21 protein-coding genes are annotated in these 20187 nt (G+C 69.4%); 10 read left to right on the top strand and 11 right to left on the bottom strand.

Going from position 1 to position 20187, the window contains the following annotated elements; genetic code table 11:
* Positions 1 to 130: 130 nt before the first annotated feature.
* Positions 131 to 2761, top strand: coding sequence for an excinuclease ABC subunit UvrA (locus AC1D29_RS17685; protein ID WP_477899734.1), 2631 nt, complete (start codon positions 131 to 133; stop codon positions 2759 to 2761).
* Position 2762: 1 nt separating this feature from the next.
* On the opposite strand, the gene AC1D29_RS17690 is transcribed toward AC1D29_RS17685, so the two are convergent.
* From AC1D29_RS17690 to AC1D29_RS17700, 3 genes are all read right to left on the bottom strand, one after another.
* The gene (locus tag AC1D29_RS17690) at positions 2763 to 2948 is read right to left on the bottom strand and encodes a DUF3606 domain-containing protein (RefSeq protein WP_477899736.1); all 186 of its coding nucleotides are present in this window, start codon (positions 2946 to 2948) and stop codon (positions 2763 to 2765) included.
* Between the two features lie 54 nt (positions 2949 to 3002).
* Positions 3003 to 3515, bottom strand: a complete 513-nt coding sequence (locus AC1D29_RS17695; RefSeq protein WP_477899738.1) for a hemerythrin domain-containing protein — start codon at positions 3513 to 3515, stop codon at positions 3003 to 3005.
* A gap of 208 nt (positions 3516 to 3723) precedes the next feature.
* Positions 3724 to 3939, bottom strand: coding sequence for a hypothetical protein (locus AC1D29_RS17700; RefSeq protein ID WP_477899740.1), 216 nt, complete (start codon positions 3937 to 3939; stop codon positions 3724 to 3726).
* 184 nt (positions 3940 to 4123) lie between these two features.
* Here AC1D29_RS17700 and epsC point away from each other — a divergent pair, with 184 nt between their 5' ends.
* The 3 genes from epsC (at position 4124) to AC1D29_RS17715 (ending at position 6463) form a co-directional block, all read left to right on the top strand.
* Positions 4124 to 5071, top strand: coding sequence for a serine O-acetyltransferase EpsC (gene epsC / locus AC1D29_RS17705; RefSeq protein ID WP_477899742.1), 948 nt, complete (start codon positions 4124 to 4126; stop codon positions 5069 to 5071).
* Between the two features lie 130 nt (positions 5072 to 5201).
* Complete coding sequence (locus AC1D29_RS17710; protein ID WP_477899744.1) at positions 5202 to 5507, top strand: DUF2789 domain-containing protein; 306 nt, start codon at positions 5202 to 5204, stop codon at positions 5505 to 5507.
* On the top strand, positions 5504 to 6463 hold the full coding sequence (locus tag AC1D29_RS17715) for an extracellular catalytic domain type 1 short-chain-length polyhydroxyalkanoate depolymerase (protein ID WP_477899746.1): 960 nt from the start codon (positions 5504 to 5506) through the stop codon (positions 6461 to 6463). Before AC1D29_RS17710 ends, AC1D29_RS17715 begins: the two co-directional genes overlap by 4 nt.
* Here AC1D29_RS17715 and AC1D29_RS17720 read toward each other — a convergent pair.
* Genes AC1D29_RS17720 through AC1D29_RS17730 form a run of 3 tightly spaced genes read right to left on the bottom strand, consistent with a single transcriptional unit; the run spans position 6441 to position 8727 of the window.
* On the bottom strand, positions 6441 to 7979 hold the full coding sequence (locus AC1D29_RS17720; protein ID WP_477899748.1) for a tryptophan halogenase family protein: 1539 nt from the start codon (positions 7977 to 7979) through the stop codon (positions 6441 to 6443). The two genes, AC1D29_RS17715 and AC1D29_RS17720, sit on opposite strands and share 23 nt — an antisense overlap.
* On the bottom strand, positions 7976 to 8476 hold the full coding sequence (locus tag AC1D29_RS17725) for a PIN domain-containing protein (protein WP_477899750.1): 501 nt from the start codon (positions 8474 to 8476) through the stop codon (positions 7976 to 7978). The genes AC1D29_RS17720 and AC1D29_RS17725 overlap by 4 nt, the downstream gene beginning before the upstream one ends.
* Entirely contained in the window at positions 8476 to 8727 is a 252-nt protein-coding gene (locus AC1D29_RS17730) for a type II toxin-antitoxin system Phd/YefM family antitoxin (RefSeq protein WP_477899752.1), read from the bottom strand. Before AC1D29_RS17730 ends, AC1D29_RS17725 begins: the two co-directional genes overlap by 1 nt.
* 215 nt (positions 8728 to 8942) lie before the next feature.
* Between AC1D29_RS17730 and AC1D29_RS17735 the strand changes: the two genes are divergently transcribed.
* The 3 genes from AC1D29_RS17735 (at position 8943) to AC1D29_RS17745 (ending at position 12586) form a co-directional block, all read left to right on the top strand.
* Positions 8943 to 10313, top strand: a complete 1371-nt coding sequence (locus AC1D29_RS17735) for a cation:proton antiporter (RefSeq protein WP_477899754.1) — start codon at positions 8943 to 8945, stop codon at positions 10311 to 10313.
* Positions 10314 to 10464: 151 nt separating this feature from the next.
* Positions 10465 to 11004 (top strand): HPP family protein, encoded by a 540-nt coding sequence (locus AC1D29_RS17740; RefSeq protein WP_477899756.1) that lies wholly within the window; start codon positions 10465 to 10467, stop codon positions 11002 to 11004.
* Positions 11005 to 11155: 151 nt separating this feature from the next.
* Complete coding sequence (locus tag AC1D29_RS17745) at positions 11156 to 12586, top strand: DUF4407 domain-containing protein (protein WP_477899758.1); 1431 nt, start codon at positions 11156 to 11158, stop codon at positions 12584 to 12586.
* Here AC1D29_RS17745 and chrA read toward each other — a convergent pair.
* Complete coding sequence (chrA, locus tag AC1D29_RS17750; protein WP_477899760.1) at positions 12583 to 13932, bottom strand: chromate efflux transporter; 1350 nt, start codon at positions 13930 to 13932, stop codon at positions 12583 to 12585. The genes AC1D29_RS17745 and chrA overlap by 4 nt on opposite strands.
* Positions 13933 to 13992: 60 nt before the next feature.
* Positions 13993 to 14760, bottom strand: coding sequence for a PEP-CTERM sorting domain-containing protein (locus AC1D29_RS17755; protein ID WP_477899762.1), 768 nt, complete (start codon positions 14758 to 14760; stop codon positions 13993 to 13995).
* Positions 14761 to 14934: 174 nt separating this feature from the next.
* Here AC1D29_RS17755 and AC1D29_RS17760 point away from each other — a divergent pair, with 174 nt between their 5' ends.
* Together AC1D29_RS17760 and AC1D29_RS17765 are read left to right on the top strand one after the other, a co-directional pair.
* Complete coding sequence (locus AC1D29_RS17760; protein WP_477899764.1) at positions 14935 to 15519, top strand: LysE family translocator; 585 nt, start codon at positions 14935 to 14937, stop codon at positions 15517 to 15519.
* A gap of 6 nt (positions 15520 to 15525) precedes the next feature.
* Entirely contained in the window at positions 15526 to 16983 is a 1458-nt protein-coding gene (locus AC1D29_RS17765) for an aminotransferase-like domain-containing protein (protein ID WP_477899766.1), read from the top strand.
* Here AC1D29_RS17765 and AC1D29_RS17770 read toward each other — a convergent pair.
* Positions 16980 to 17474 (bottom strand): MOSC domain-containing protein, encoded by a 495-nt coding sequence (locus AC1D29_RS17770; RefSeq protein WP_477899768.1) that lies wholly within the window; start codon positions 17472 to 17474, stop codon positions 16980 to 16982. The genes AC1D29_RS17765 and AC1D29_RS17770 overlap by 4 nt on opposite strands.
* 126 nt (positions 17475 to 17600) lie before the next feature.
* Here AC1D29_RS17770 and AC1D29_RS17775 point away from each other — a divergent pair, with 126 nt between their 5' ends.
* Positions 17601 to 18029, top strand: coding sequence for a VOC family protein (locus AC1D29_RS17775; RefSeq protein ID WP_477899770.1), 429 nt, complete (start codon positions 17601 to 17603; stop codon positions 18027 to 18029).
* Positions 18030 to 18086: 57 nt separating this feature from the next.
* On the opposite strand, the gene gap is transcribed toward AC1D29_RS17775, so the two are convergent.
* Together gap and AC1D29_RS17785 are read right to left on the bottom strand one after the other, a co-directional pair.
* Entirely contained in the window at positions 18087 to 19085 is a 999-nt protein-coding gene (gap, locus tag AC1D29_RS17780; protein ID WP_477899772.1) for a type I glyceraldehyde-3-phosphate dehydrogenase, read from the bottom strand.
* An 81-nt stretch (positions 19086 to 19166) separates the two neighbouring features.
* Positions 19167 to 20177, bottom strand: coding sequence for an energy transducer TonB (locus tag AC1D29_RS17785; protein WP_477899774.1), 1011 nt, complete (start codon positions 20175 to 20177; stop codon positions 19167 to 19169).
* Positions 20178 to 20187: the final 10 nt, after the last annotated feature.

Here is a 20187-nt window from a genome sequence, read left to right on the forward strand (position 1 = left end):
CATGCTCGCCCGTCCCGGGCCGCGCACCGGTGGGACAACGCGGACCTTGGCGTAGGCGACCAGGCCCTCGTCACGCTGACGCCGTCGTCCTACAGGCCCGCTGTGCGGCACGGCGCATATTCGTGGCATCTTGAAAAAGCAGCCGCCCCTCGCCTCGGGCTTCGTCCGCGTTCGCGGCGCCCGTGAGCACAACCTGAAGAACGTCGATGTGGACATCCCGCGCGACGCGCTGGTGGTGTTCAGCGGCGTGTCGGGCTCGGGCAAGTCGTCGCTGGCCTTCTCGACCCTCTATGCCGAGGCGCAGCGGCGCTACTTCGAGTCCGTCGCGCCCTACGCGCGCCGGCTCATCGACCAGGTCGGCGTGCCGGCGGTCGATTCGATCGACGGCCTGCCGCCCGCCGTGGCCTTGCAGCAGCAGCGCGGCACGCCCAGCACGCGCTCGTCGGTGGGCAGCGCCACCTCGCTGTCCAGCCTGCTGCGCATGCTGTATTCGCGCGCCGGCCACTACCCGGCCCGGCAGCCCATGCTGTACGCGGAGGACTTCTCACCCAACACGCCGCAGGGGGCCTGCCCGACCTGCCATGGCCTGGGGCGGGTCTACGCGGTGACCGAGCAGTCCATGGTGCCGGACCCGTCGCTGAGCATCCGCGAGCGCGCCATCGCCGCCTGGCCGCCGGCCTGGCATGGGCAGAACCTGCGCGACATCCTCGTCACGCTGGGGCACGACGTCGACAAGCCCTGGCGCGACCTGCCGAAGAAGACGCGCGACTGGATCCTGTTCACCGACGAGCAGCCCACGGTGCCGGTCTACGCCGGCTTCACGCCCGCCGAGACGCGCGATGCGCTGCGCCGCAAGACGGAGCCGAGCTACCAGGGCACCTTCATGGGCGCGCGCAAGTACGTGCTGCACACCTTCGCGACGACGCAGAGCGCGCTGATGAAGCGCCGTGTCGCGCGCTACATGGTGGCCAGCGACTGCCCGACCTGCGACGGCAAGCGGCTCAAGCGCGAGGCGCTGTCGGTCACCTTCGAGGGCCTGGACATCGGCGAACTCTCGCGCATGCCGCTGCGCGAGCTGGCCGATGTGCTGCGCCCCACGGCGGCCGGCGCGGCGCATGCAGCCGCGCAGGGGCACGGCGTCAGCCGCGCGACGTCGCGGGCGCACACGGCGCAGCGCGTCGCGGCCGGCGGCCATGCGCATGCGGCCGCGCCGGACGTGCGGCGCACGCCCAACCTGTCGGAGGAAAAGTTGATCGCCGCGCAGCGCATCGCCCACGACATGCTGGCGCGCATCACGACGCTCAACGAGCTGGGCCTGGGCTATCTGTCACTGGACCGCGGCACGCCCACGCTGTCCAGCGGTGAGCTGCAGCGGCTGCGCCTCGCCACGCAGATCCGCTCCAACCTGTTCGGTGTCATCTACGTGCTGGACGAGCCCTCCGCCGGCCTGCATCCCGCCGACGGCGAGGCGCTGCTGAAGGCGTTGAAGGACTTGAAGGCCGCCGGCAACTCGCTGCTCATCGTCGAGCATGACCTGGGCCTGATGCGCGAGGCCGACTGGCTGGTGGACGTGGGCCCCGACGCCGGTGAGTTGGGCGGCCATGTGCTGTACAGCGGCCCGCCCGCAGGCCTCGCGGCCGTGCACGCGTCGCGCACGGCGGCCTATCTCTTCCCGCGCGAGCAGGTCGCGCGCCCGCCGCGCCGTGCGCCGCAGGGCTGGCTGACGCTCGCGGGCGTCACGCGCAACAACCTGCGCCAGGTCGACGTGGACATCCCGCTGGGCGGCTTCACGGCCGTGACCGGCATCTCGGGCTCGGGCAAGTCCAGCCTCGTCAGCCAGGCGCTGGTGGACCTGGTCGGCCAGGCGCTGGGCCACGAGCCGCCGGCGCCGCAGGCGGACGACGAGGACGACGCCGAGGGCGCGTCGCGCGAGGTCACGCAGGGCCGCATCAGCGCCGGCGCCGAGCACATCCGCCGCCTGGTGCAGGTCGACCAGAAGCCCATCGGCCGCACGCCGCGCTCCAACCTGGCGACCTACACGGGCCTGTTCGACCATGTGCGCAAGCTGTTTGCCGCCACGCCGGCGGCGCGTGCGCGGCGCTACGACGCCGGCCGCTTCTCGTTCAACGTCGCCAAGGGCCGCTGCGAGACCTGCGAGGGCGAGGGCTTCGTCAGCGTGGAGCTGCTCTTCATGCCCAGCGTCTACGCGCCTTGCCCGGCCTGCCACGGCGCGCGCTACAACGAAGCGACGCTGAAGGTGCGCCTGCGCGAGCACAGCATTGCCGACGTGCTGCGCCTGACGGTGGACGAGGCGCTGGCCTTCTTCGCGCAGGACGCCGCGCTGGCGCGGCCGCTGGCGCTGCTGCAGCAGATCGGCCTGGGCTATTTGCGGCTGGGCCAGCCGGCCACGGAGCTGTCGGGCGGCGAAGCGCAGCGCATCAAGCTCGCGACCGAGCTGCAGCGCGCGCAACGCGGCCATACGCTCTACGTGCTGGACGAGCCGACCACGGGCCTGCATCCGTCCGACGTCGACAAGCTGCTGGTGCAGCTGAACAGCCTCGTGGACGCGGGCAACACGGTGGTCGTCGTCGAGCACGAGATGCGCGTCGTGGCCGCCTGCGACTGGGTCATCGACATCGGCCCCGGCGCGGGCGCCGAAGGCGGCCGGCTGGTGGCCTGCGGCACGCCCGAGCAGGTCGCGCGCGCGGCAGGCAGCCGCACCGCGAGCCACCTGAGCGGCGCGCTGGCGGAACAGCGCTAGCTCAGCCGCCCGGGTGCTTCAAGAAGCGCTCGACCTCGTCGGCGCGATCGCCCACTCGGGCCACCGCGGCCTTGAGCTGCTCCTGCGTGACGCCGAACTTCGCGGCCCAGTCGCGCAGCTCATAGGCCTCGTGCACGTTGATGCGCTGGCGGTCCTGGCCGCCGCTCTTGGACTTGTCGTCTGACATGAGAACTCCAACGAGGGAAGGTGATCCGGACGGCCGGCAGGGGCCGCCGCTCACTCAATGCACCAGCAGCAGCTCCTGCTTGCGCTGGGCCATGCGCTGGCCCAGTTCCACCAGGTCCAGCTTGGCCTTCTTGGCCTTGGGGAACATCTCGTTCTGCTCTTCCTTCACGTGGTGCTTGACGAACTCGCCCATCACCTTGACCTTGGCGTCATAGTCCTCGCCGCCGGGTTCCTGGTCTTGCACCTGCGCGATCAGCTCCTTGACGGAGGCGTGCTCGACGACGGCTTCAGGCACCAGCTCCTTGTCCTTCAGCGCGGCCTTGAACGCGGGATAGAAGATCTCTTCCTCCAGCGTCGCGTGGATGGTGAGCTCGTGGCAGATGGTGGCGACGATCTGCTTCTTGCGGCTGACCGAGCGCGCCTTCTCGAACTCCTCGAACAGCGCACTGACCGTCTTGTGGTCTTCGCGCAGCATGGCCACGGCGTCCTTGGGGGCGGCCGTGCGGCGGGGCGCGGTGGTCGTGCGGCCGGTCGTCTTCGTGGTGCTGGAACGGGGTGCGGTGGGCATGGGTGTATCTCCTGCGGGGGGCTTGGGGAATGGGTTGCGGCTTGCCCGAAGCGGTTGCTGCCAGGCCAGGGCCACGATGCGCCCTGCACGTGGCCGGGGCTGTAGGAGGTCGCGCTGCTTACATGTCGCGGCGCGACCCTTCGAGAAACGCTATGGCGCCCGCGGGGGCGAGCGCCATGGCGTTCACGAGGCATCAGCCCTTCGGGGCTCAGCTGCCCTTGCGGCTTTGCTGGTCGGCCTTGGGCGGCTTTTGTGGCGAGGCCTCGCGGGAGGCCTGGTTGCCGCTGCCCTGCTGGTCCTGGCGGTGGCTCGGCGAGCCCGACTGCTCCTGCTGGCGGTTGGGGTTGCGCTCGCTGTTGCTGGCGTTGCCGCCTTGCTGGCTCTGGTTGTTCTGGTTGCTGCCCGTTCGATTGATGTTCGACATGGATGGCTCCTGGAAGTTTGAGAGAACGCGGGCCACGCTTGTCGTGTCCGCGTTCCCTAACTTAGGTCGCGAGCGGGGATTGCCTGTCGGACAAGGCCGCGCCGGGCCGTGAGTCCTCTGAACCCCGGCCCGCTGACGGACGAGCGGACTTCGTGCATATTGCAAGCCTGATTCCGAGGCCCGCATGACCCAAGCCACACCGCCCGCCCCGCCGCCCGCCACGGGCGAGGACCTCGCCGCCGTCGTCGAGGCACTGCGTGCCGCGCGCCGCCGCTGGCGGGACGCCCACCGCCGCGGCGACGACGGCCGCGAACTGCCGTCACGCGAGCTGCTGGCCGCGATGGTGCAGAGCCTGGCGGGCGCGCTGTTCCCGATGCGCCTGGGCCCGCCCACGCTGCAGCCCGAGGGCGAGGATTTCTACGTCGGGCACACGCTGGGCGCGGCCATGGCCACGCTGCGCCAGCAGGCCGCGCTGGAGCTTCGCCACGACGCCCGCCAGCGCGGCGACGGCGTGCCAGCGGCCGATGCCACCGAGCTGGCCAGCCGCTTCCTGCGCACGCTGCCCGCCGTGCGCGAGCTGCTGGACAGCGATGTGCTCGCGGCCTTCCAGGGCGACCCCGCGGCGCGCAGCGTCGACGAAGTGCTGCTGTGCTACCCGGGCGTGCGGGCGCTGATCAGCCACCGCCTTGCGCACCAGCTATACGGCCTGGGCCTGCCGCTGATCGCGCGCGTCATCGCCGAGCTGGCGCATGCCGACACCGGCATCGACATCCATCCCGGCGCGCGCATCGGCGCGGGCTGCTTCATCGACCACGGCACCGGGGTCGTCATCGGCGAGACGGCGGTGCTGGGCGAGCGCGTGCGCATCTACCAGAACGTCACGCTGGGCGCGAAGAGCTTCCCGACCGATGGCGACGGCCATGCGCTCAAGGGCCAGCCGCGCCACCCCATCGTCGAGGACGGTGCCGTCATCTACGCCGGCGCCACCGTGCTGGGCCGCGTCACCATCGGCCGCGGCGCGGTCATCGGCGGCAACGTGTGGCTGACCCACAGCGTCGCGCCGGGCAGCCTGGTCACGCAGGCCGACATGCAGTCGCTCGCAGCGCCGCGCGACACGGCCACGGGGCGCTGAATCGACGGCCACTGCAGCGGGACGAGGCTTCCGCTGACACCGCGCGCCGCCTCGTCGCCCTAAGGTGAAGCCCTTGCCCCGGCCGGCGCATACGCGTCGCGCGCCTGGGCATGGCTTGAAAGGATGCGCTATGGACACCACCACCCACCACGACCTGGCCGCACTCTTCGCCCAGTTGGGGTTGCCGGATTCGCCCGCCCAGATCCGCCAGTTCATCCGCCAGCACCGGCCGCTGCCGCAGACGCTGAACCTGTCGGAGGCGCCGTTCTGGAGCGCGAGCCAGGTGGCCTTCCTGCGCGAGCAGTGGCACCAGGACGATGGCGACTGGGTGGGTCAGATCGACCAGCTCAACGCGATGCTGCGCGAGCACCCAACGACGGGTGACCTGGAGCAGGTCGACTGCTCGCAGTCCCCTGACGACCCCAGTTGCCAATGAAGCAGCCCTCGTGGGCGTCGCTGCTCAGGCGCAACGCCGCGCTGTTCCAGCGCGCGACCAAGCCGCTGCGCGAGCATCGCAAGCCACCGGCCGGCGCGGGCAGCTGGCTGATGGGCGTCGTCATGGCGCCGGCCGGGCCGCGGCGCTACTGGCTGTTCCGCCCCGCGGGCGCGCGCTTCGGCGAGCGGCTGCCGTTGATGGTCATGCTGCACGGCTGCCACCAGGACGCCAAGAGCTTTGCCGACAGCACGCGCATGAACGCGGTCGCCGCGCGCGAGCGCTTCCTGGTGCTGTACCCCGAGCAGCCGCGCCTGTCCAACGCGCAGGGTTGCTGGAACTGGTTTGACACGCAGTCGGGTCGCGCCTTCGGCGAGGCGGCCTGGATCATGCAGGCCATCGATCAAGTCTGCGTGCTGTACGCGGCCGACCGCGAGCGCGTGGCGGTGGCCGGCCTGTCGGCGGGCGCCAGCATGGCGGCGCTTCTGGCCACGCGCTACCCGCAGCGCTTCAAGGCGCTGGCCATGCACTCGGGCATCCCGCCCGGCACGGCCAGCTCACCGGTGTCCGCCGTGGGCGCGATGCAGGGGCGGCGCCTGCCGCAGGCAGTCGATGAGCCGGCCGTGGCCTGGCCGCCGCTGATGGTCATCCATGGCGACGCCGACGGCATCGTGTCGGCCCGCAACGCGGGTGCCGCCGCGCAGATGTGGTCGGCCGCCGGCGGTGCGCGCGAAGGCGAGCCGCAGGCGCAGGTGCGCGGCAAGCGCTACCCGATGCAGGTGACCCACTTCAAGCGCTCGCGCCAACTCGTCGCGACGCTGGTGCAGGTCGACCGCCTGGGCCATGCGTGGAGCGGCGGCGCGGCGCGGCAGCGCTTCAGCGATGCCAACGGGCCGGATGCGTCGCGCATGGTGTGGCGCTTCGCGGCGCGCCAGTTCAGCGCGCCGCCAGCGCGTTGATCTGCTGGATCAGCGCGCGGTGGCTGGGCAGGTCAGCGACCGCCCGGTCCGCAAAGCGCTGGATCTTGGCGAACAGCTTGTGCGCCTCTTCCACTTGCGGGAAATCGTCGCGGCCGGCGCTGAGGTCGGTCGCGAAGCCCATGCCGTAGAGGATGTATTGGTAGTTGAAGAAGGCGAAGGTCTCGGTGTCCAGCACGAAGTCGAAACGCCCGGGTGGCCGGATCTTCCACTCCTCCAGCAGCCCGGCCAGCCGGTCCGGGATGGAGGCCTCGACGGCGTTGTCGCGCCAGAACGGTTCGGTGCGCTGGCTCAGGCAGTAGTGCAGCTTCAGGAAGTTGATGATGTTCTCGAAGCGGGCCGTCATCAGCTCGTTGAAGCGCCGCGCCGGCGCGTGGATGGGGCCGCTGTGCGGCAGCATCTCGGCAATCATGCCGACGGCCGCCTCGATGAGGACCAGGCCGGTCGCCTCCAGCGGCTCCAGGAAGCCGGCCGACAGCCCGACGGCAACGCAGTTCTTCACCCACTGCTGCTCACGGTAGCCGGGCGTGAAGGGGATGCTGCGCATCGCGAGGTCTTCCTGGCCCGCGCCGCAGTAGGCGCGCAGGATGTCGGCGGCGCGATCGTCGCTGAGGTGGTCGCTGGCGTAGACGCAGCCGATGCCGCGCGCGCCGTTCAGGCCGATCTCCCACAGCCAGCCCGCCTCGTGCGCGGTGGCGATGGTGCTGCTCTCCATCGTTGCGTGGTCGTCCAGCGGAACCTTGCAGGCCAGCGCGCGGTCGACAAAGAGCTGGTGGCGCACGGACTTGAAGGTCGAGCCCAGGGCCCGGCCGATCAGCTCGGCGCGAAAGCCCGTGCAGTCGATGTAGAGCTCCGCTTCGAAACGGCCATGCTGGACCGTGTCGAGGTGGGCGATCGCCCCCGCGCTGTCCAGCGACACGTCCGTCACGGTGCCTTCGACATGGCGCACGCCGAGCTCGCGGGCGCGCGCGGCCAGCAGCTTGGCGAGCTTGATGGCATCGAAGTGATACGCGTAGTTCAAGGGCGCGGCATAGGGTGCCTCGCCGGCGCGCTTGGGCGCGCGGTGCGCCTCGGCGACGCGGGCCTGCAGCGTCATGGCCTCGGCGAAGGGCAGGCGCCCGGCCTCGTCCTGCAGCAGCCAATAGGGCACGAGGTTGAGGTCCTCGGCGTAGAAGGGCGCCTCGAAGGGATGGAAGAACTGCTGGTGCCGGCCGCCGGTGGGCGTGCGGGCCCAGTCGACGAAGCGGATGCCCTGCTTGAGCGTCGCCGAGGTTTCGCGGATGAAGCGGGCCTCGTCGATGCCCAGGAATTGCAGCGTCGTGCGGATGGTGGGGAAGGTGCCTTCGCCAACCCCGACGCTGCTGATGTCGGGCGACTCCAGCACGGTCACCTCGAGGTGGCTGCGCTCCGACAGCTTCAAGGCCTTGGCCAGGTAGGCCGCGGTCAGCCAGCCGGCCGTGCCGCCGCCGACGATGAGGATGCGTCGCTTGTTCGTCATGCGCGGGTATAGAGGTTCTTCAGCCACTGGTGGCCGGTCTGGGCGCCGTGGCTCCAGTCCTCGTCCTCCTCCGCGGCGGCCTGGGCGACATAGCCTGACGGGTTGAGCAGCTTCACGCGGCCGACGCGGAAGGCCGACACGCGGTGGGTCACGAAGGTCAGGCCCTGCTCCAGCGCGGTCGCGGCCAGCAGGCCGTCGCGCGTGTTGGCGTAGGGCAGCTGCGCGCGGCGGCGCACGACCGCCGCATCCACCGGCAGCACGCGGCCCTCGAAGGCCGGCATCACGCGGTTGTCTATCCAGTCGCGCATGGCGAGGCCGGCGGTGCGGTCCTTGCGCCCCAGCCGCGCGGCGGCGTTCTCGATCTCCAGCAGGCTGAGCGCCGACATGAAGAGCTTCTGGCGCGCGATGCCCGCGGCCCAGGCGGCCAGGCCGGGGTCGGACTGGCCGGCGCGGGCCTTGCGCAGTTCGAGCACGATGCCGGTGTCGAGCAGGTACATCAGTCGACGCTCTCGCGGTGGTCCCAGGCCCCGTCCGCCGCCGCCTCGGTGGCGTCCAGCGCCACGGGTTCGGGCATGGCCAGCAGCTCCAGGATGCTCTCGCCCTCGCCGGTCAGGCGGCGGTACTCGGCAATGCTCATCAACACATGGGTGGGCTGGCCACGGTCGGTGATGAGCACCGGTTCGGCCTGCGCCGCGCGCTTGGCGTGGCTGACGTCCCGGTTGAAATCGCGGCTGCTGAGGAGCTTCATCAGGCTTGCGAATGTACCTACCTACCTGCAAGTCTGCAATTGGGATGTAGGTACGTCGGCTCGCAACTGCTCGTCCGGATGGACAGAGAAAACACTGCTGGCACAGTGCATTGCGAGATTGGCAGCGCTTTCACCAATCTGCGGAGACAACGTTGTACAGCACGCCCGCGCAGGGCGGCGATGACGACGACAGCGAACATCAAGAGGAACAACCCATGGCTCTGGACATCAACCTGCTGGACCTGCTCGGCGACGTCTTCGCCAAGCACGGCCCCGCGGCTGCGGCGGTCGCCAAGACCTATTCGCCGGCGGACTTCAGCGTCCATTTCTTCCTGCAGCTGGCCATCATCCTGCTGGCCTGCCGCGTCGTCGGCTGGGCCGGCCGCAAGTTCCTGGGGCAGCCTCAGGTGGTCGGCGAAATGATTGCCGGCGTCATCCTGGGGCCGTCGCTGCTGGGGCTGTTCTTCCCCGAGGCGCAGGCGACCATCTTCCCCAAGGAGATGAAGAACGTCCTGTACGCCGGCGCGCAGCTGGGCGTGGGTCTGTACATGTTCCTGGTCGGCACGACGCTGCGGCTGGACCACTTCGCGACCAAGGCCAGGAGCGCCATCGGCGTGTCCATGGCCGGCATCGCCGCACCGTTCTTCATCGCCTTCCTGATCACGCCGCTGCTGCTGACCGTGCCGGGGCTGTTCGCCGAAGGCATCTCGACGACGAACGCCACGCTGTTCATGGGCGCCTGCATCGCGCTGACGGCCTTCCCCATGCTGGCCCGCATCATCAACGAGCGCGGCCTGGCCAACACCTCGCTGGGCACGCTGACGCTGACGGCGGGCGCGTTCGACGACGCCTGCTCGTGGTGCGTGCTGGCGCTGGTGCTCGCCGCCTTCGGTGCCGGTCCCGGCGTGGCCGTGCTGGCCATCGGTGGTGGCGTCATCTACGCCGCCTTCATCCTGCTGTTCGGCCGCAGGCTGCTGGCGCCGCTGGGCCGCATCGTCGAGCGCGAGGGCGAGATGAGCACGACGGTGCTGGGCATCACGATGGCGCTGTTCTGCCTGTCGGCCTTCATCATGGACGCCGTCGGCATCCATTCCATCTTCGGCGGCTTCATCCTCGGCGCCGTCATGCCGCGCGGCCTGTTCGCTGCGGAGCTGAAGAAGAAGGTCGAGCCGCTGGCCGTCGTCCTGCTGTTGCCGATGTTCTTCACCTACTCGGGCCTGAACACGCGGCTGGACATGATCAATTCGGTCCAGCTGCTGCTGATCGCGCTGGGCGTGCTGGCTGCGTCGGTGCTGGCCAAGTTCGGCGCCTGCTACCTGGCCGCACGCATGGCGGGAGAAGACAACCGCACGGCGCTGGGCATTGGTGCGCTGATGAACTCGCGCGGCCTGATGGAGCTCATCATCATCAACATCGGCCTGCAGAAGGGCATCATCGGCCCGGCCCTGTTCTCCATGCTGGTGCTGATGGCCGTCGTCACGACCATGATGGCCAGCCCGCTGTTCGAACTCTTCTACGGCCGCAAGGCGCGCGAGTCGGGCGAACTGGGCGCCATCCCCGGCACGCCGGCCAGCAACCCGGCCTGAGGCCTGCTGCCCACCCTTTTCACGATCTCCACGCCGCCGCTGTGAGGTGTCGGTGGCGTTGTCAGGGGCAAGCCCGCGGGCCTGCCCCTCTTTTTATGCCCTGGGTCGGGCGCGTTCCTTGCTGGGACTGTCTGACCTGCCGAGGACATCCATGAGCGAGCTTGCTCCCGGCGCCGTGGCCCGCGCACCCGCGCCGGCGCCCGTCGCGCATCCGCCCACTCGGGCACCGACCTACACGCTGAGCCAGGGTGTCATGGCCTGCGTGGGCGTGTTCATCATCATTGGCGTGCTGGCGATCGGCTCGTTCAACCTGGGTGTGCTGCTGCTGCTCGGCTCCTTCGGTTCCAGCGCGGTGATGGTGTTCACCTTCCCGGAGATCCATTTCGCCCAGCCGCGCAGCGTCATCGGCGGTCACTTCATCTGCACGGCGGTGGGCCTGGCGGCGCTGGCGCTGTTCGGGCCCGCCTGGTGGGCGCTCGCCTTGGCCGCCGCGGCGTCGGTGGCGGTGATGATGCTGACCCGCACCATGCACCCACCGGCAGGCTCCAACCCGGTCATCGTGTTCCTGGTGGCACCCAAGTGGGGCTTCCTGTTCTTCCCGACGCTGTCTGGCGCGCTGGTGATGGTGGCGGTAGCGGTGCTGTATCACCGCGCCTGCCGCAGGGCATATCCGTCGTATTGGTACAGCTGAGCGCGCTGTAGGCCTGCTCCACAAAATCGTGGTTGCCCGCGCTCGCGGCCTGGGTTCCCATTCACCCCGGGTAGCTCGCGAAGCGTGAGTTCTCGGGCTGGACAGGTGGGCTGTGGGCATGGCTCTGCGACAAGCGAGACCATGGGAAATCATGGGTGATTCAGCGGCGCGGGGCGGTGAAGTGATCACCGCTCCGCCGTGGTTCGTCGTGCTGGTCCGCGACACCGGAGATTTCTTCAGCAGCATTCCTGACGGCTGGGACGCGGCCAAGCCGTTTGCGCCCAACGCGGTGCTTTTCGTGGGTCTCGTGGCGGTGTCGCTCGCGGCGTCGCTGAAGGTCATGTTTGGGAGCCGCTCGATTGGCAATTCGCTGTTGCGACTACTGGTCGAACTGGTCGGGCGGCAGTGGAAACAGCCGCCTGGCGAACCCGTCAAGCCGGCCGGCCCTGTTGCTGCCCATGCTCACGATGCCGCTCACGTTGGGTGGGCGAATGCCATCCTGATGTGGTGCGCGCTGTGCGACCAGCGTGATCTGAGCCGCTTGCAGACCGGTTACAAGGACGGCCCGATCCAGGCCAAGTACCAGCTGAACATGGGGCTGGCGGTGATCGCGGTGTCGATCTGGTCCTCGATGGCGTTTTGCTATGCGGTGCTGAGCTCGGGCGCCGGGTTCGGCTCGGACGGTATCGCGCTCGTCCTGGTGGCCGTGGTCGGTGCTGTCTTGTATGGCCTGCTGGTGCTGGCGCTGGACCGGTCGATCGTCGCGCCGTTCACGCCGGATGGCGTCGCGGCGGTTGTTGGCAACGACATGCACAGCTGGCTGCGGCGTACGCCGCTCTACGTGCGGACGTTGGCGCGCATCGTCATTGCGCTGATCGTCGCCAAGTTCACCGCCGTGCCGATCGCGGCGCTGATCATGCACGGGGCCATCAAGCGTGACCTGGTCCAGCAGCAGGAGCAGACCCGTGCCACGCGCGAGATGCAGCTGAGCGTTTCTCGCCAGCGCTTAGACGACGCGAAGGCGCATCGACAGAGCGCCACGCTTTGCCTGACAGCCAAGACGGCCGTGGAGGATCTGCGCGCCAAGCTGGACGTGGCCATCAGCCAGGGCTGTCCGGGCAAGGTCTGTGTGGGACCACAGACGGAGCGGATCAAGGCCTTACTCAGCGAGGCCAAGCATTCGGTCACGACAGACTGTGCGCTGTCGCCCTCGGAGGAGGCGCAGCTCACGACCGCCATCGCCGAGGCCAAGAAGGCCTACGAAGAGGTCAAGGATCCTTCGAGCATCGACATCCTCACCGCGGCCACCGGGCTCAACCGCCTCGAGGCCCAGTACTACCGAGACAACGCGACGATAGAGCAGAGCCATGCGGGCCTGATGTCCCGCAACCCGATCTCGGCCACGTTCTGGCTGCTGGTGGTCATCGAACTCATCCCGGCGCTGACCAAGCTGTGGCGCGAAGGCCTCGTGGATCGCCGCGCCGGTGGGCGGCACACGATGCCAGCTATGCCCATCAACGACAGGCGCCTGGCGCTGCCCGCTATCCCGGGACCCGACCGCGAGGCGGGCCAGACGGCTTAGCCGCGCAAGCCCAGCGCGGTGGCACCCAGGCCCACCACCGCGCACAGCGCCAGCAGCGGCATCACGCCCAGCTTGAAGCGGAACAGCGCGATGCCCGCGCCGATGGCGATCAGCGCCGAGACCCCGTCGAAGCGGCCGCTGAAGCCCTGGGGCCATAGCACGTGCCAGGCGAAGAAGACGGCCAGGTTCAGGATGACCCCCACCACGGCCGCGGTGATGGCCGTCAGCGGCGCCGTGAACTGCAGCTTGCCGTGCGTGGACTCGATCAGCGGCCCGCCGGCCAGGATGAAGACGAAGGACGGCAGGAAGGTGAAGAAGGTGACCACGCTGGCCGCCGCGGCGCCGGCCAGGAAAAGGGCGTCCGGGCCGAACAGCTGCTGGGTCCAGCCGCCCACGAAGCCGACGAAGGCGACCACCATGATCAGCGGGCCTGGCGTCGTCTCGCCCAGCGCCAGGCCGTCGATCATCTGCGCGCCGGTCAGCCAGTGGTGGTGATCGACGGCGCCCTGGTAGACATAGGGCAGCACCGCGTAGGCGCCGCCAAACGTCAGCAGCGCAGCCTTGGTGAAGAACCAGCCCATCTGCGTCAGCGCGCCCGGCATGCCGCAGGCGAGCACCAGGCCGGCCATGGCCGAACCCCACAGGCCCAGGCCGATGGCGAGCACGCGCGCCAGCCGCTTGCGGGTGAAGAGCGCGTGGGGCGGCGTGGGCGTGTCGTCGTCGATCAGCGCCGGGCCATAGCCCTGCTTTGCCGTGCCATGGCCGCCACCGAGGGCAAAGACCTGCGGCGCGCGCCGCCCGCCGAAGTGGCCGATGGCGGCCGCGCCCAGCACGATGAGCGGGAAGGGCGCGTCCAGCGCAAAGATGGCGACGAAGGCCGCCGCGGCGATGCCCCACAGCCAGCCGTTCTTCAGCGCGCGGCTGCCGATGCGGTGGGCCGCATGCACGACCAGCGCCGTCACGGCGGGCTTCAAACCGTAGAACAGGCCGGCCACCAATGGCAGTTGCCCGTACGCCAGATAGACCCAGGACAGCGCGATCAGGATGAACAGCGACGGCAGCACGAACAGCGCGCCGGCCACCAGCCCGCCGCGCGTGCGGTGCATCAGCCAGCCGATGTAGGTGGCGAGTTGCTGGGCCTCGGGGCCGGGCAGCAGCATGCAGTAGTTCAAGGCATGCAGGAAGCGCTGCTCGCTGATCCAGCGGCGCCGCTCCACCAGCTCGGTGTGCATGATGGCGATCTGCCCCGCCGGGCCACCGAAGCTGATGAAACCCAGCTTGAGCCAGAAGCGCAGGGCTTCCCAGAAGCCCACCGCGCGCGGCGGTTCCGTGGTGTCGCTGGCCAAATGCCCTCCCGGCTGATTGCAGTCAGCCGGCAATGTAGGGCCTGGGTGCGGCAGTGCCTGCTAGCCCGCGCGCTGGCGGCGCCACCCCAGCACGGCCAGCCCGGCCGCCAGCAGCAGCAACGCGCTGGGTTCCGGCACCGGCGCGTTGCCAATGCCTTCGCTGAACTGGAAGCTGTACTCCTGGCCCACGCCGGCCGCGAAGGAGAACACCGGGTCGATGTAGGCGCTGGCGGAGGCCGAGGGCCCTGTCACGGCGGCGGCAAACGCGTCGGCCACCAGCGTCACGCGGTAGATGTGGCTGCCGACCAGCGTCAGGTCGACGACGTGGCCGAAGCTCTGGTTGAAGCTGCCCTGCAGCGCACCCGAGTCGATGCCTTCGCTGAAGACTGGCGCCAGGCCCAGTGTGACGTCCTCCAGCCGCCACTGCGCCTTCATCGCGAAGCCCGAGAACAGGTCGGTCGTGTTGGACGAGCCCGAGGCGCTGCCCGCCACGGCGACATGCACGCCCACGTTCTGGGCGGGCCCCACGACCTGCATCTGGTAGATCAGCTGCGCACTGGAACGCCCGGTGAAGTTGGGCCCGACGTCCACCTGGGCACGCAGGAAGGGGCTGGGCATGGCCGCCGCGCTGAGCTGCACCAAGCCGCCGGGACCGCTGAGCGGGAAGTCGCCGAAGCCGGTGATGTTGAGGCCCGCCGGCGGCTGCAAGTTGAAGGACACCGTGCCTGCGACGCCAGCCGGGGCCAGCGTATCGGCCTGCGCGGTGCCGGCCGCGGCCAGCAGCAGTGCGGCAGCAACTCGGAGGGAAGCGGACAACGAGGTGGGCATGGGGGCCTCCTGGTCTCGGCAACAACGGAAGGCGAAGCGTAGGACTGCCCCAGCCGGTCGGTCAGCCTGGGGTTCTAGGGCGCACTGTGCGGGTCGGCGGGGTGACACAGGACACCGCACGCGAGGCCTCGCTGTACCTTCACGCCGGCCCTGCCAGCCGCTGCAATGCCACGCATGAACGAGTTGCTGCCCCTGCTGAGCTATTGCGTGCTGATGTCCAGCACGCCCGGCCCCAACAACATGATGCTGGTGACCAGCGGCGCCCACCACGGCTACCGGCGCACGCTGCCGGCCATCCTGGGCATCAATGCCGGCGGCGCGGTACAGACTTTCGTGACCTGCATGGGCCTGGGGGCCTTGTTCGTCGCCTGGCCGGCATTGCACGCGACACTGCGCGTGGCCGGCACGCTCTACCTGCTCGTGCTGGCCTGGAAGCTCGTCGGCAGCCCGGTCGTGCAAGGCCGCCCGGCCGAGCGGCTGGGTTTTGCGCAGGCGGCGCTGTTCCAGGCGGTGAACCCCAAGAGCTGGGTCAAGGCGATCACGGTGGCCTCGGTCTTCATGCCCACGCAGCTCAGCGTGCCGGCCGGCGCGCTGCTGGTCAGCGTCATCGGCGCGGTGGTCGGTTTTCCGTGCATCTCGATGTGGGCGCTGTTTGGCGTGGGCATTGGCCGCTTCCTGTCGAGCCCGGCGCGGCGCCGGGCGTTCAATGTCATCATGGCCGCCTCGCTGGCGGTGCTGGCCTTCCTGTTGCTGCGCTAGAGCCTGATGTTCTCGCTGGACCGCGACTCACCCATCCCGCTGACCGACCAGATCGAGCAGCGCCTGCATGCGCTGATCGCCAGCACGCAGCTGCCGCCCGGTGCGCGGCTGAACTCCATCCGCCAGCTGGCATCGCGGCTCAGCGTCAGCCCCAACACCGTCGTCGTGGCCTATGACCGGCTGGTGGCCGCGGGGCTGATCGATTCGCGCGGCACCGCGGGCTTCTTCGTCGCCGAGGGCCCGGCCGACGCGATGCCCGACGCGGTGCGCGTGGAGGCGGGCGAGGAGCAGGAGGCCGTGTGGCTGGCCCAGCAGGCCAACGACCAGCGCGCCGGCGTGCTGCTGGCCAGCAGCGGCGCGCTGCCGGCCACCTGGCTGGAGGACGCCATCCCCGCGGCCGCCGTGCAGCGCGGCCTGGCGCGCGCCAGCGCCGGCATGGCCTCGCGCTGCCCGCCGCAAGGCCTGCCCGAGCTGCGCGAGCGCATCGCGACCATGCTGCGCGGCCAGGGCATCGCCGTGGACGCCGGCCGCGTGCTGACGACCTATGGCGGCACGCAGGCCATCGACCTGATCTGCCGCGCGCTGCTGCGCCCGGGCGACACGGTGGCCGTGGAGACGCCGGGCTACTTCCTGCTGTTCGACCGGCTGCGCCAGGCCGGCGTGACGATCGTGCCCGTGCCGCGCCGCCCCGACGGCATCGACCTGGACGCGCTGGACGCCGCCTGCGTGCAGCACCGGCCGCGGCTGCTGTTCATCCAGAGCGTGCTGCACAACCCCACCGGCTGGGGCAGCACGGCCGCCAACCTGCACCGCGTGCTGATCCTGGCGCAGCGACACGGCTTCCTGATCGCCGAGGACGACGTGCAGGGGCACTTCCACCCCGGTACGCCAAACACGCCCACAAGGCTGGCGCAGCTGTCGGGGCTGGACCGCGTCATCTACTACTCCAGCTTCTGCAAGGCCATGAGCCCGGCGCTGCGTCTGGGCTATGTGGCCGCCGAGCCGGCGCTGATCAAGGCGCTGATGCGCGAGAAGATCCTGTCGGTGCTGACCACCGGCGCACTGGCCGAGTTCGTGCTGCTGGAAGTGCTGGCCGCAGGCCGCTGGCGCAAGCACCTGGACCGCCTGCAGCAGCGCCTGGCCAGCGCGCGTGCGGCCGCCACGCAGCAGCTGCGCCAGGCCGGCGTGCTGCTGGAGCAGCCCGGCGAGGGCGGCCTCTTCCTGTGGGGCGCGCTGCCGGCCGGCGTCGACGTGGACAGTGTCGTGAAGGACGCCTTCCGCAACGGCATCCTGCTGGTGCGCGGCGCCACCTTCGCGGCCGACGGCGCGCGTGACCCGCACATCCGCTTCAACGTCGCCTTCAGCCAGCAGCCACGGCTGGCGCAGTACCTGCAGAGCCAGCTGAATGCCGCGACCACCGCGCAGCTGGCGCTGGAGCGGGCGCGCAGCCGCACGAGCGCCTAGCCCAGCGCCACCACCGCGTCGCCGACGCCGATGGCCCCGCTTTCCAGGATGCGCGCCGTCATGCCGCCATGGCCCCGCATCGCCGCATAGCCACCCGGGCCGATGACCTCCTCCATGCGCGAGCAGGGCTGGCAGGGGCCGACGATCTGCAGCAGCGCCGCGCCCACGCGCAGCTTGCCGTTCTTCAGCGACAGCAGGTTGATGCCCGAGACGACCAGGTTGCGCCGCAGGCCCACCGGGTCGATGGCGCCGCTGCGCGCGAACGCCGCGATCAACGGCAGATGCTCCTGCTGGATCAGCGTGACCTGGCGCGTCGACAGTTCGGCCTCGCCGCGCTGGCCGAGCCGGTCGTCGGCCAGGCCGATGCCGGCCAGCGCCACCGTCTGTTCGATGCGGCGCGCCGGGTCGCGCGGCGCACCGCGCACGACGATGGCTTCGACGCGCCCCTGGATGTGGGCGGGCGGCGTGTTGAGGTCGCGAAGGGTCTTCATGCGGGCACCTTAGCGCCAATCCCCGGGGCGGTGCCGAAATCGTCTCAGACCGTATCAAGCCGGGGCCGCCGGCCGGCGGGCCACCTAACATCCCGGGTCCTCTCACCATCCAGTGGAGTGTTCGCCATGGAGACCCAGGAACTGCACCGCGGCCGCTTGATCGATCACCTGCAACTCGTCGTGCGCGACCTGGCCGCCAGCCAGAAGTTCTACGAAGCGGTCTTCAATGTGCTGGAGATTCCCCTCGGCGGGACGGGCGACAGCTACTTCTGGGCCGACGAGTTGTTCGTGTCGACCGTCAGCAGCGAGGCCGCGCAGGGCCGGCTGACGGGACGTGTGCACCTGGCTTTCCAGGCGAAGGACCCGGCCGCGGTGGACGCCTTTCACCAGGCGGCGCTGGCGAACGGTGGCCAGGACAACGGCGCGCCCGGCGAGCGGCCGTACCACCCCGGCTACTACGCGGCCTTCGTGCTGGACCCGGACGGCAACAACATCGAGGCCGTCTTCCACGGCGAGGCCAGGCGCAGTGCGGCGTCCGTCAAGGTGACGTTCTAGTCCCAGAAACGAAAAAGGGCGCCAGTGGCGCCCCTTGTCTCGTTCGGGTTGGCTCGATCAGGCCGCAACCACGCGGACCATCTCCAGCACCTTGTTCGAGTAGCCCCACTCGTTGTCGTACCAGGACACCAGCTTGACGAAGGTGCTGTCCAGCGCGATGCCGGCTTCGGCGTCGAAGATGGAGGTGCGGGCATCGCCGCGGAAGTCGGTCGCGACGACCTTGTCCTCGGTGTAGCCCAGCACGCCCTTCAGCGCGCCCTGGCTCTGGGCCTTGAACTCGGCGCAGATCTCGGCGTAGGTCGCCTCGCTGTTCAGCTCCACGGTCAGGTCGACGACTGACACGTCGCTGGTGGGCACGCGGAAGGCCATGCCGGTCAGCTTCTTGTTCAGCTCGGGGATGACCTTGCCGACGGCCTTGGCGGCGCCGGTGCTGCTGGGGATGATGTTCTCCAGGATGCCGCGGCCGCCGCGCCAGTCCTTGTTGCTCGGGCCGTCCACGGTCTTCTGCGTCGCCGTGGCGGCGTGCACCGTGGTCATCAGGCCGCGCTTGATGCCCCACTTGTCGTTCAGCACCTTGGCCAGCGGGGCCAGGCAGTTCGTCGTGCAGGACGCGTTGGAGATGATGGCTTCGCCGGCGTACTTGGTGTGGTTGACACCGAAGACGAACATCGGCGTCTCGTCCTTGGACGGGGCCGAGAAGATGACCTTCTTGGCACCCGCGGCCAGGTGCTTCTCGCCGCCGGCCTTGTCCAGGAAGATGCCGGTGGCTTCGACGACGATGTCGGCACCGACGGCGGCCCACTGCAGCTCGGACGGGTCCTTGACGGCGGTCAGGCGGATCTTCTTGCCGTTGACGACCAGCGTGTTGCCGTCCACCGAGACTTCACCGTCGAAACGGCCATGCACCGAGTCGTACTTGAGCATGTAGGCCAGGTAGTCGGGCTCCAGGAGGTCGTTGATCGCGACGACCTCGATGTCCTTGAAATTCGCGATGGCGGCACGGAACACCATGCGCCCGATGCGGCCGAAGCCGTTGATACCGATCTTGATGGTCATGGGAAAGTCTCCAGAGGATGAAAAATCTTGGTCGGGCGAGATTCTCGGTGATCCGGGCCGTGAGCAGGTTTCGGGGCGATTTCAGGACGCCTTGGCCGGTGGTTCGCCCAACTTGATCACCCCGCAAGGCACGTCGATCATCAGTTCCGCGCCCAGCAGCCCTTCGAACCGCTCCTTGGTCAGGTTCAGCTCCAGATCGTGCAGCCAGGCCAATAGCGGCAGGCGGTTGGCATTGGGCTCGCCCACCTCGTACACCCTGTTGGCGGTAGCCGGCCGGCCCAACTTCCAGCGCAGGCGGAACGGGCAGCCCATGGTGTCCAGATTGAATTCGACCGGTCGCGCGTTCAGGTCCTTCACAAGAGCAAGGAACTTGACGAGGGACAGGTCGTTGAACGCGAACTTCAAGTTGCCGCTCCAATGGACCGAAAACTGCTGTTCGATGCCGATCCGCCGGCCTTCGGGCAGGCATGGCAGCCGGTACTTCGACAGGTATTCGAGGATGCTGTCCCGGTTGGCGGCGTACATGCTGTCGTAGATCACCTTCACTTCCGGCGGCTGGTCCGGGGCGTTGAAGTAGATCTCCGCGATCAGATTGCCGTCCTTACTGGTCTTGACGGACCGTGACGGCTGGCTGGGCTCGCTCAGCTCCAGTGGCGCACCGGATGAGCGCAGGCATTGCGTGTATGACGCCGCCTGACTCGACGGGACATTCAGTGGCGGCGGTGATGTCACGCGGCCCACGCCCAACGCGTCGAAGGAGAACTCCTGCAGCGCTGTGACCGTCTGGCCAGGCTTCAGGCAGGGCAGGCGCATGCGGGAAACGTAGTCGAGCACTGCTTCGCGCAGGCCCGTCGAACCCGCTTCGTACAGCACTTCGACCTCCGGGCGCTTGTTTGCCTCGGTGAAGCGCATCTGCACCCGGAAGAAGCCGTTGATCCGCTGCTTAAGCACCTCGTCCGGATAGGCCAAGGCAATCTCCGGCCGCGCCAGGCATGCCAGAGTCACATCGCCGCTGCGGTCGGGTAGCGCGGTCTGCGCGTGCCCGACCTGCAGCCACAGGCTCACGGTGAGCGCGACGACGATCTTGAACATCCAAACCCCT

The organism is Roseateles sp. P1_C6 (assembly GCF_056406315.1).

What these genes read in the sequence shown, in the direction of transcription:
- AC1D29_RS17690 (WP_477899736.1), bottom strand. Translation starts at nt 2,948, where the DNA reads ATGTCAGACGACAAGTCCAAGAGCGGCGGCCAGGACCGCCAGCGCATC.
- AC1D29_RS17695 (WP_477899738.1), bottom strand. Translation starts at nt 3,515, where the DNA reads ATGCCCACCGCACCCCGTTCCAGCACCACGAAGACGACCGGCCGCACG.
- AC1D29_RS17700 (WP_477899740.1), bottom strand. Translation starts at nt 3,939, where the DNA reads ATGTCGAACATCAATCGAACGGGCAGCAACCAGAACAACCAGAGCCAG.
- epsC (WP_477899742.1), top strand. Translation starts at nt 4,124, where the DNA reads ATGACCCAAGCCACACCGCCCGCCCCGCCGCCCGCCACGGGCGAGGAC.
- AC1D29_RS17710 (WP_477899744.1), top strand. Translation starts at nt 5,202, where the DNA reads ATGGACACCACCACCCACCACGACCTGGCCGCACTCTTCGCCCAGTTG.
- AC1D29_RS17715 (WP_477899746.1), top strand. Translation starts at nt 5,504, where the DNA reads ATGAAGCAGCCCTCGTGGGCGTCGCTGCTCAGGCGCAACGCCGCGCTG.
- AC1D29_RS17720 (WP_477899748.1), bottom strand. Translation starts at nt 7,979, where the DNA reads ATGACGAACAAGCGACGCATCCTCATCGTCGGCGGCGGCACGGCCGGC.
- AC1D29_RS17725 (WP_477899750.1), bottom strand. Translation starts at nt 8,476, where the DNA reads ATGTACCTGCTCGACACCGGCATCGTGCTCGAACTGCGCAAGGCCCGC.
- AC1D29_RS17730 (WP_477899752.1), bottom strand. Translation starts at nt 8,727, where the DNA reads ATGAAGCTCCTCAGCAGCCGCGATTTCAACCGGGACGTCAGCCACGCC.
- AC1D29_RS17735 (WP_477899754.1), top strand. Translation starts at nt 8,943, where the DNA reads ATGGCTCTGGACATCAACCTGCTGGACCTGCTCGGCGACGTCTTCGCC.
- AC1D29_RS17740 (WP_477899756.1), top strand. Translation starts at nt 10,465, where the DNA reads ATGAGCGAGCTTGCTCCCGGCGCCGTGGCCCGCGCACCCGCGCCGGCG.
- AC1D29_RS17745 (WP_477899758.1), top strand. Translation starts at nt 11,156, where the DNA reads ATGGGTGATTCAGCGGCGCGGGGCGGTGAAGTGATCACCGCTCCGCCG.
- AC1D29_RS17755 (WP_477899762.1), bottom strand. Translation starts at nt 14,760, where the DNA reads ATGCCCACCTCGTTGTCCGCTTCCCTCCGAGTTGCTGCCGCACTGCTG.
- AC1D29_RS17760 (WP_477899764.1), top strand. Translation starts at nt 14,935, where the DNA reads ATGAACGAGTTGCTGCCCCTGCTGAGCTATTGCGTGCTGATGTCCAGC.
- AC1D29_RS17765 (WP_477899766.1), top strand. Translation starts at nt 15,526, where the DNA reads ATGTTCTCGCTGGACCGCGACTCACCCATCCCGCTGACCGACCAGATC.
- AC1D29_RS17770 (WP_477899768.1), bottom strand. Translation starts at nt 17,474, where the DNA reads ATGAAGACCCTTCGCGACCTCAACACGCCGCCCGCCCACATCCAGGGG.
- AC1D29_RS17775 (WP_477899770.1), top strand. Translation starts at nt 17,601, where the DNA reads ATGGAGACCCAGGAACTGCACCGCGGCCGCTTGATCGATCACCTGCAA.
- gap (WP_477899772.1), bottom strand. Translation starts at nt 19,085, where the DNA reads ATGACCATCAAGATCGGTATCAACGGCTTCGGCCGCATCGGGCGCATG.
- AC1D29_RS17785 (WP_477899774.1), bottom strand. Translation starts at nt 20,177, where the DNA reads ATGTTCAAGATCGTCGTCGCGCTCACCGTGAGCCTGTGGCTGCAGGTC.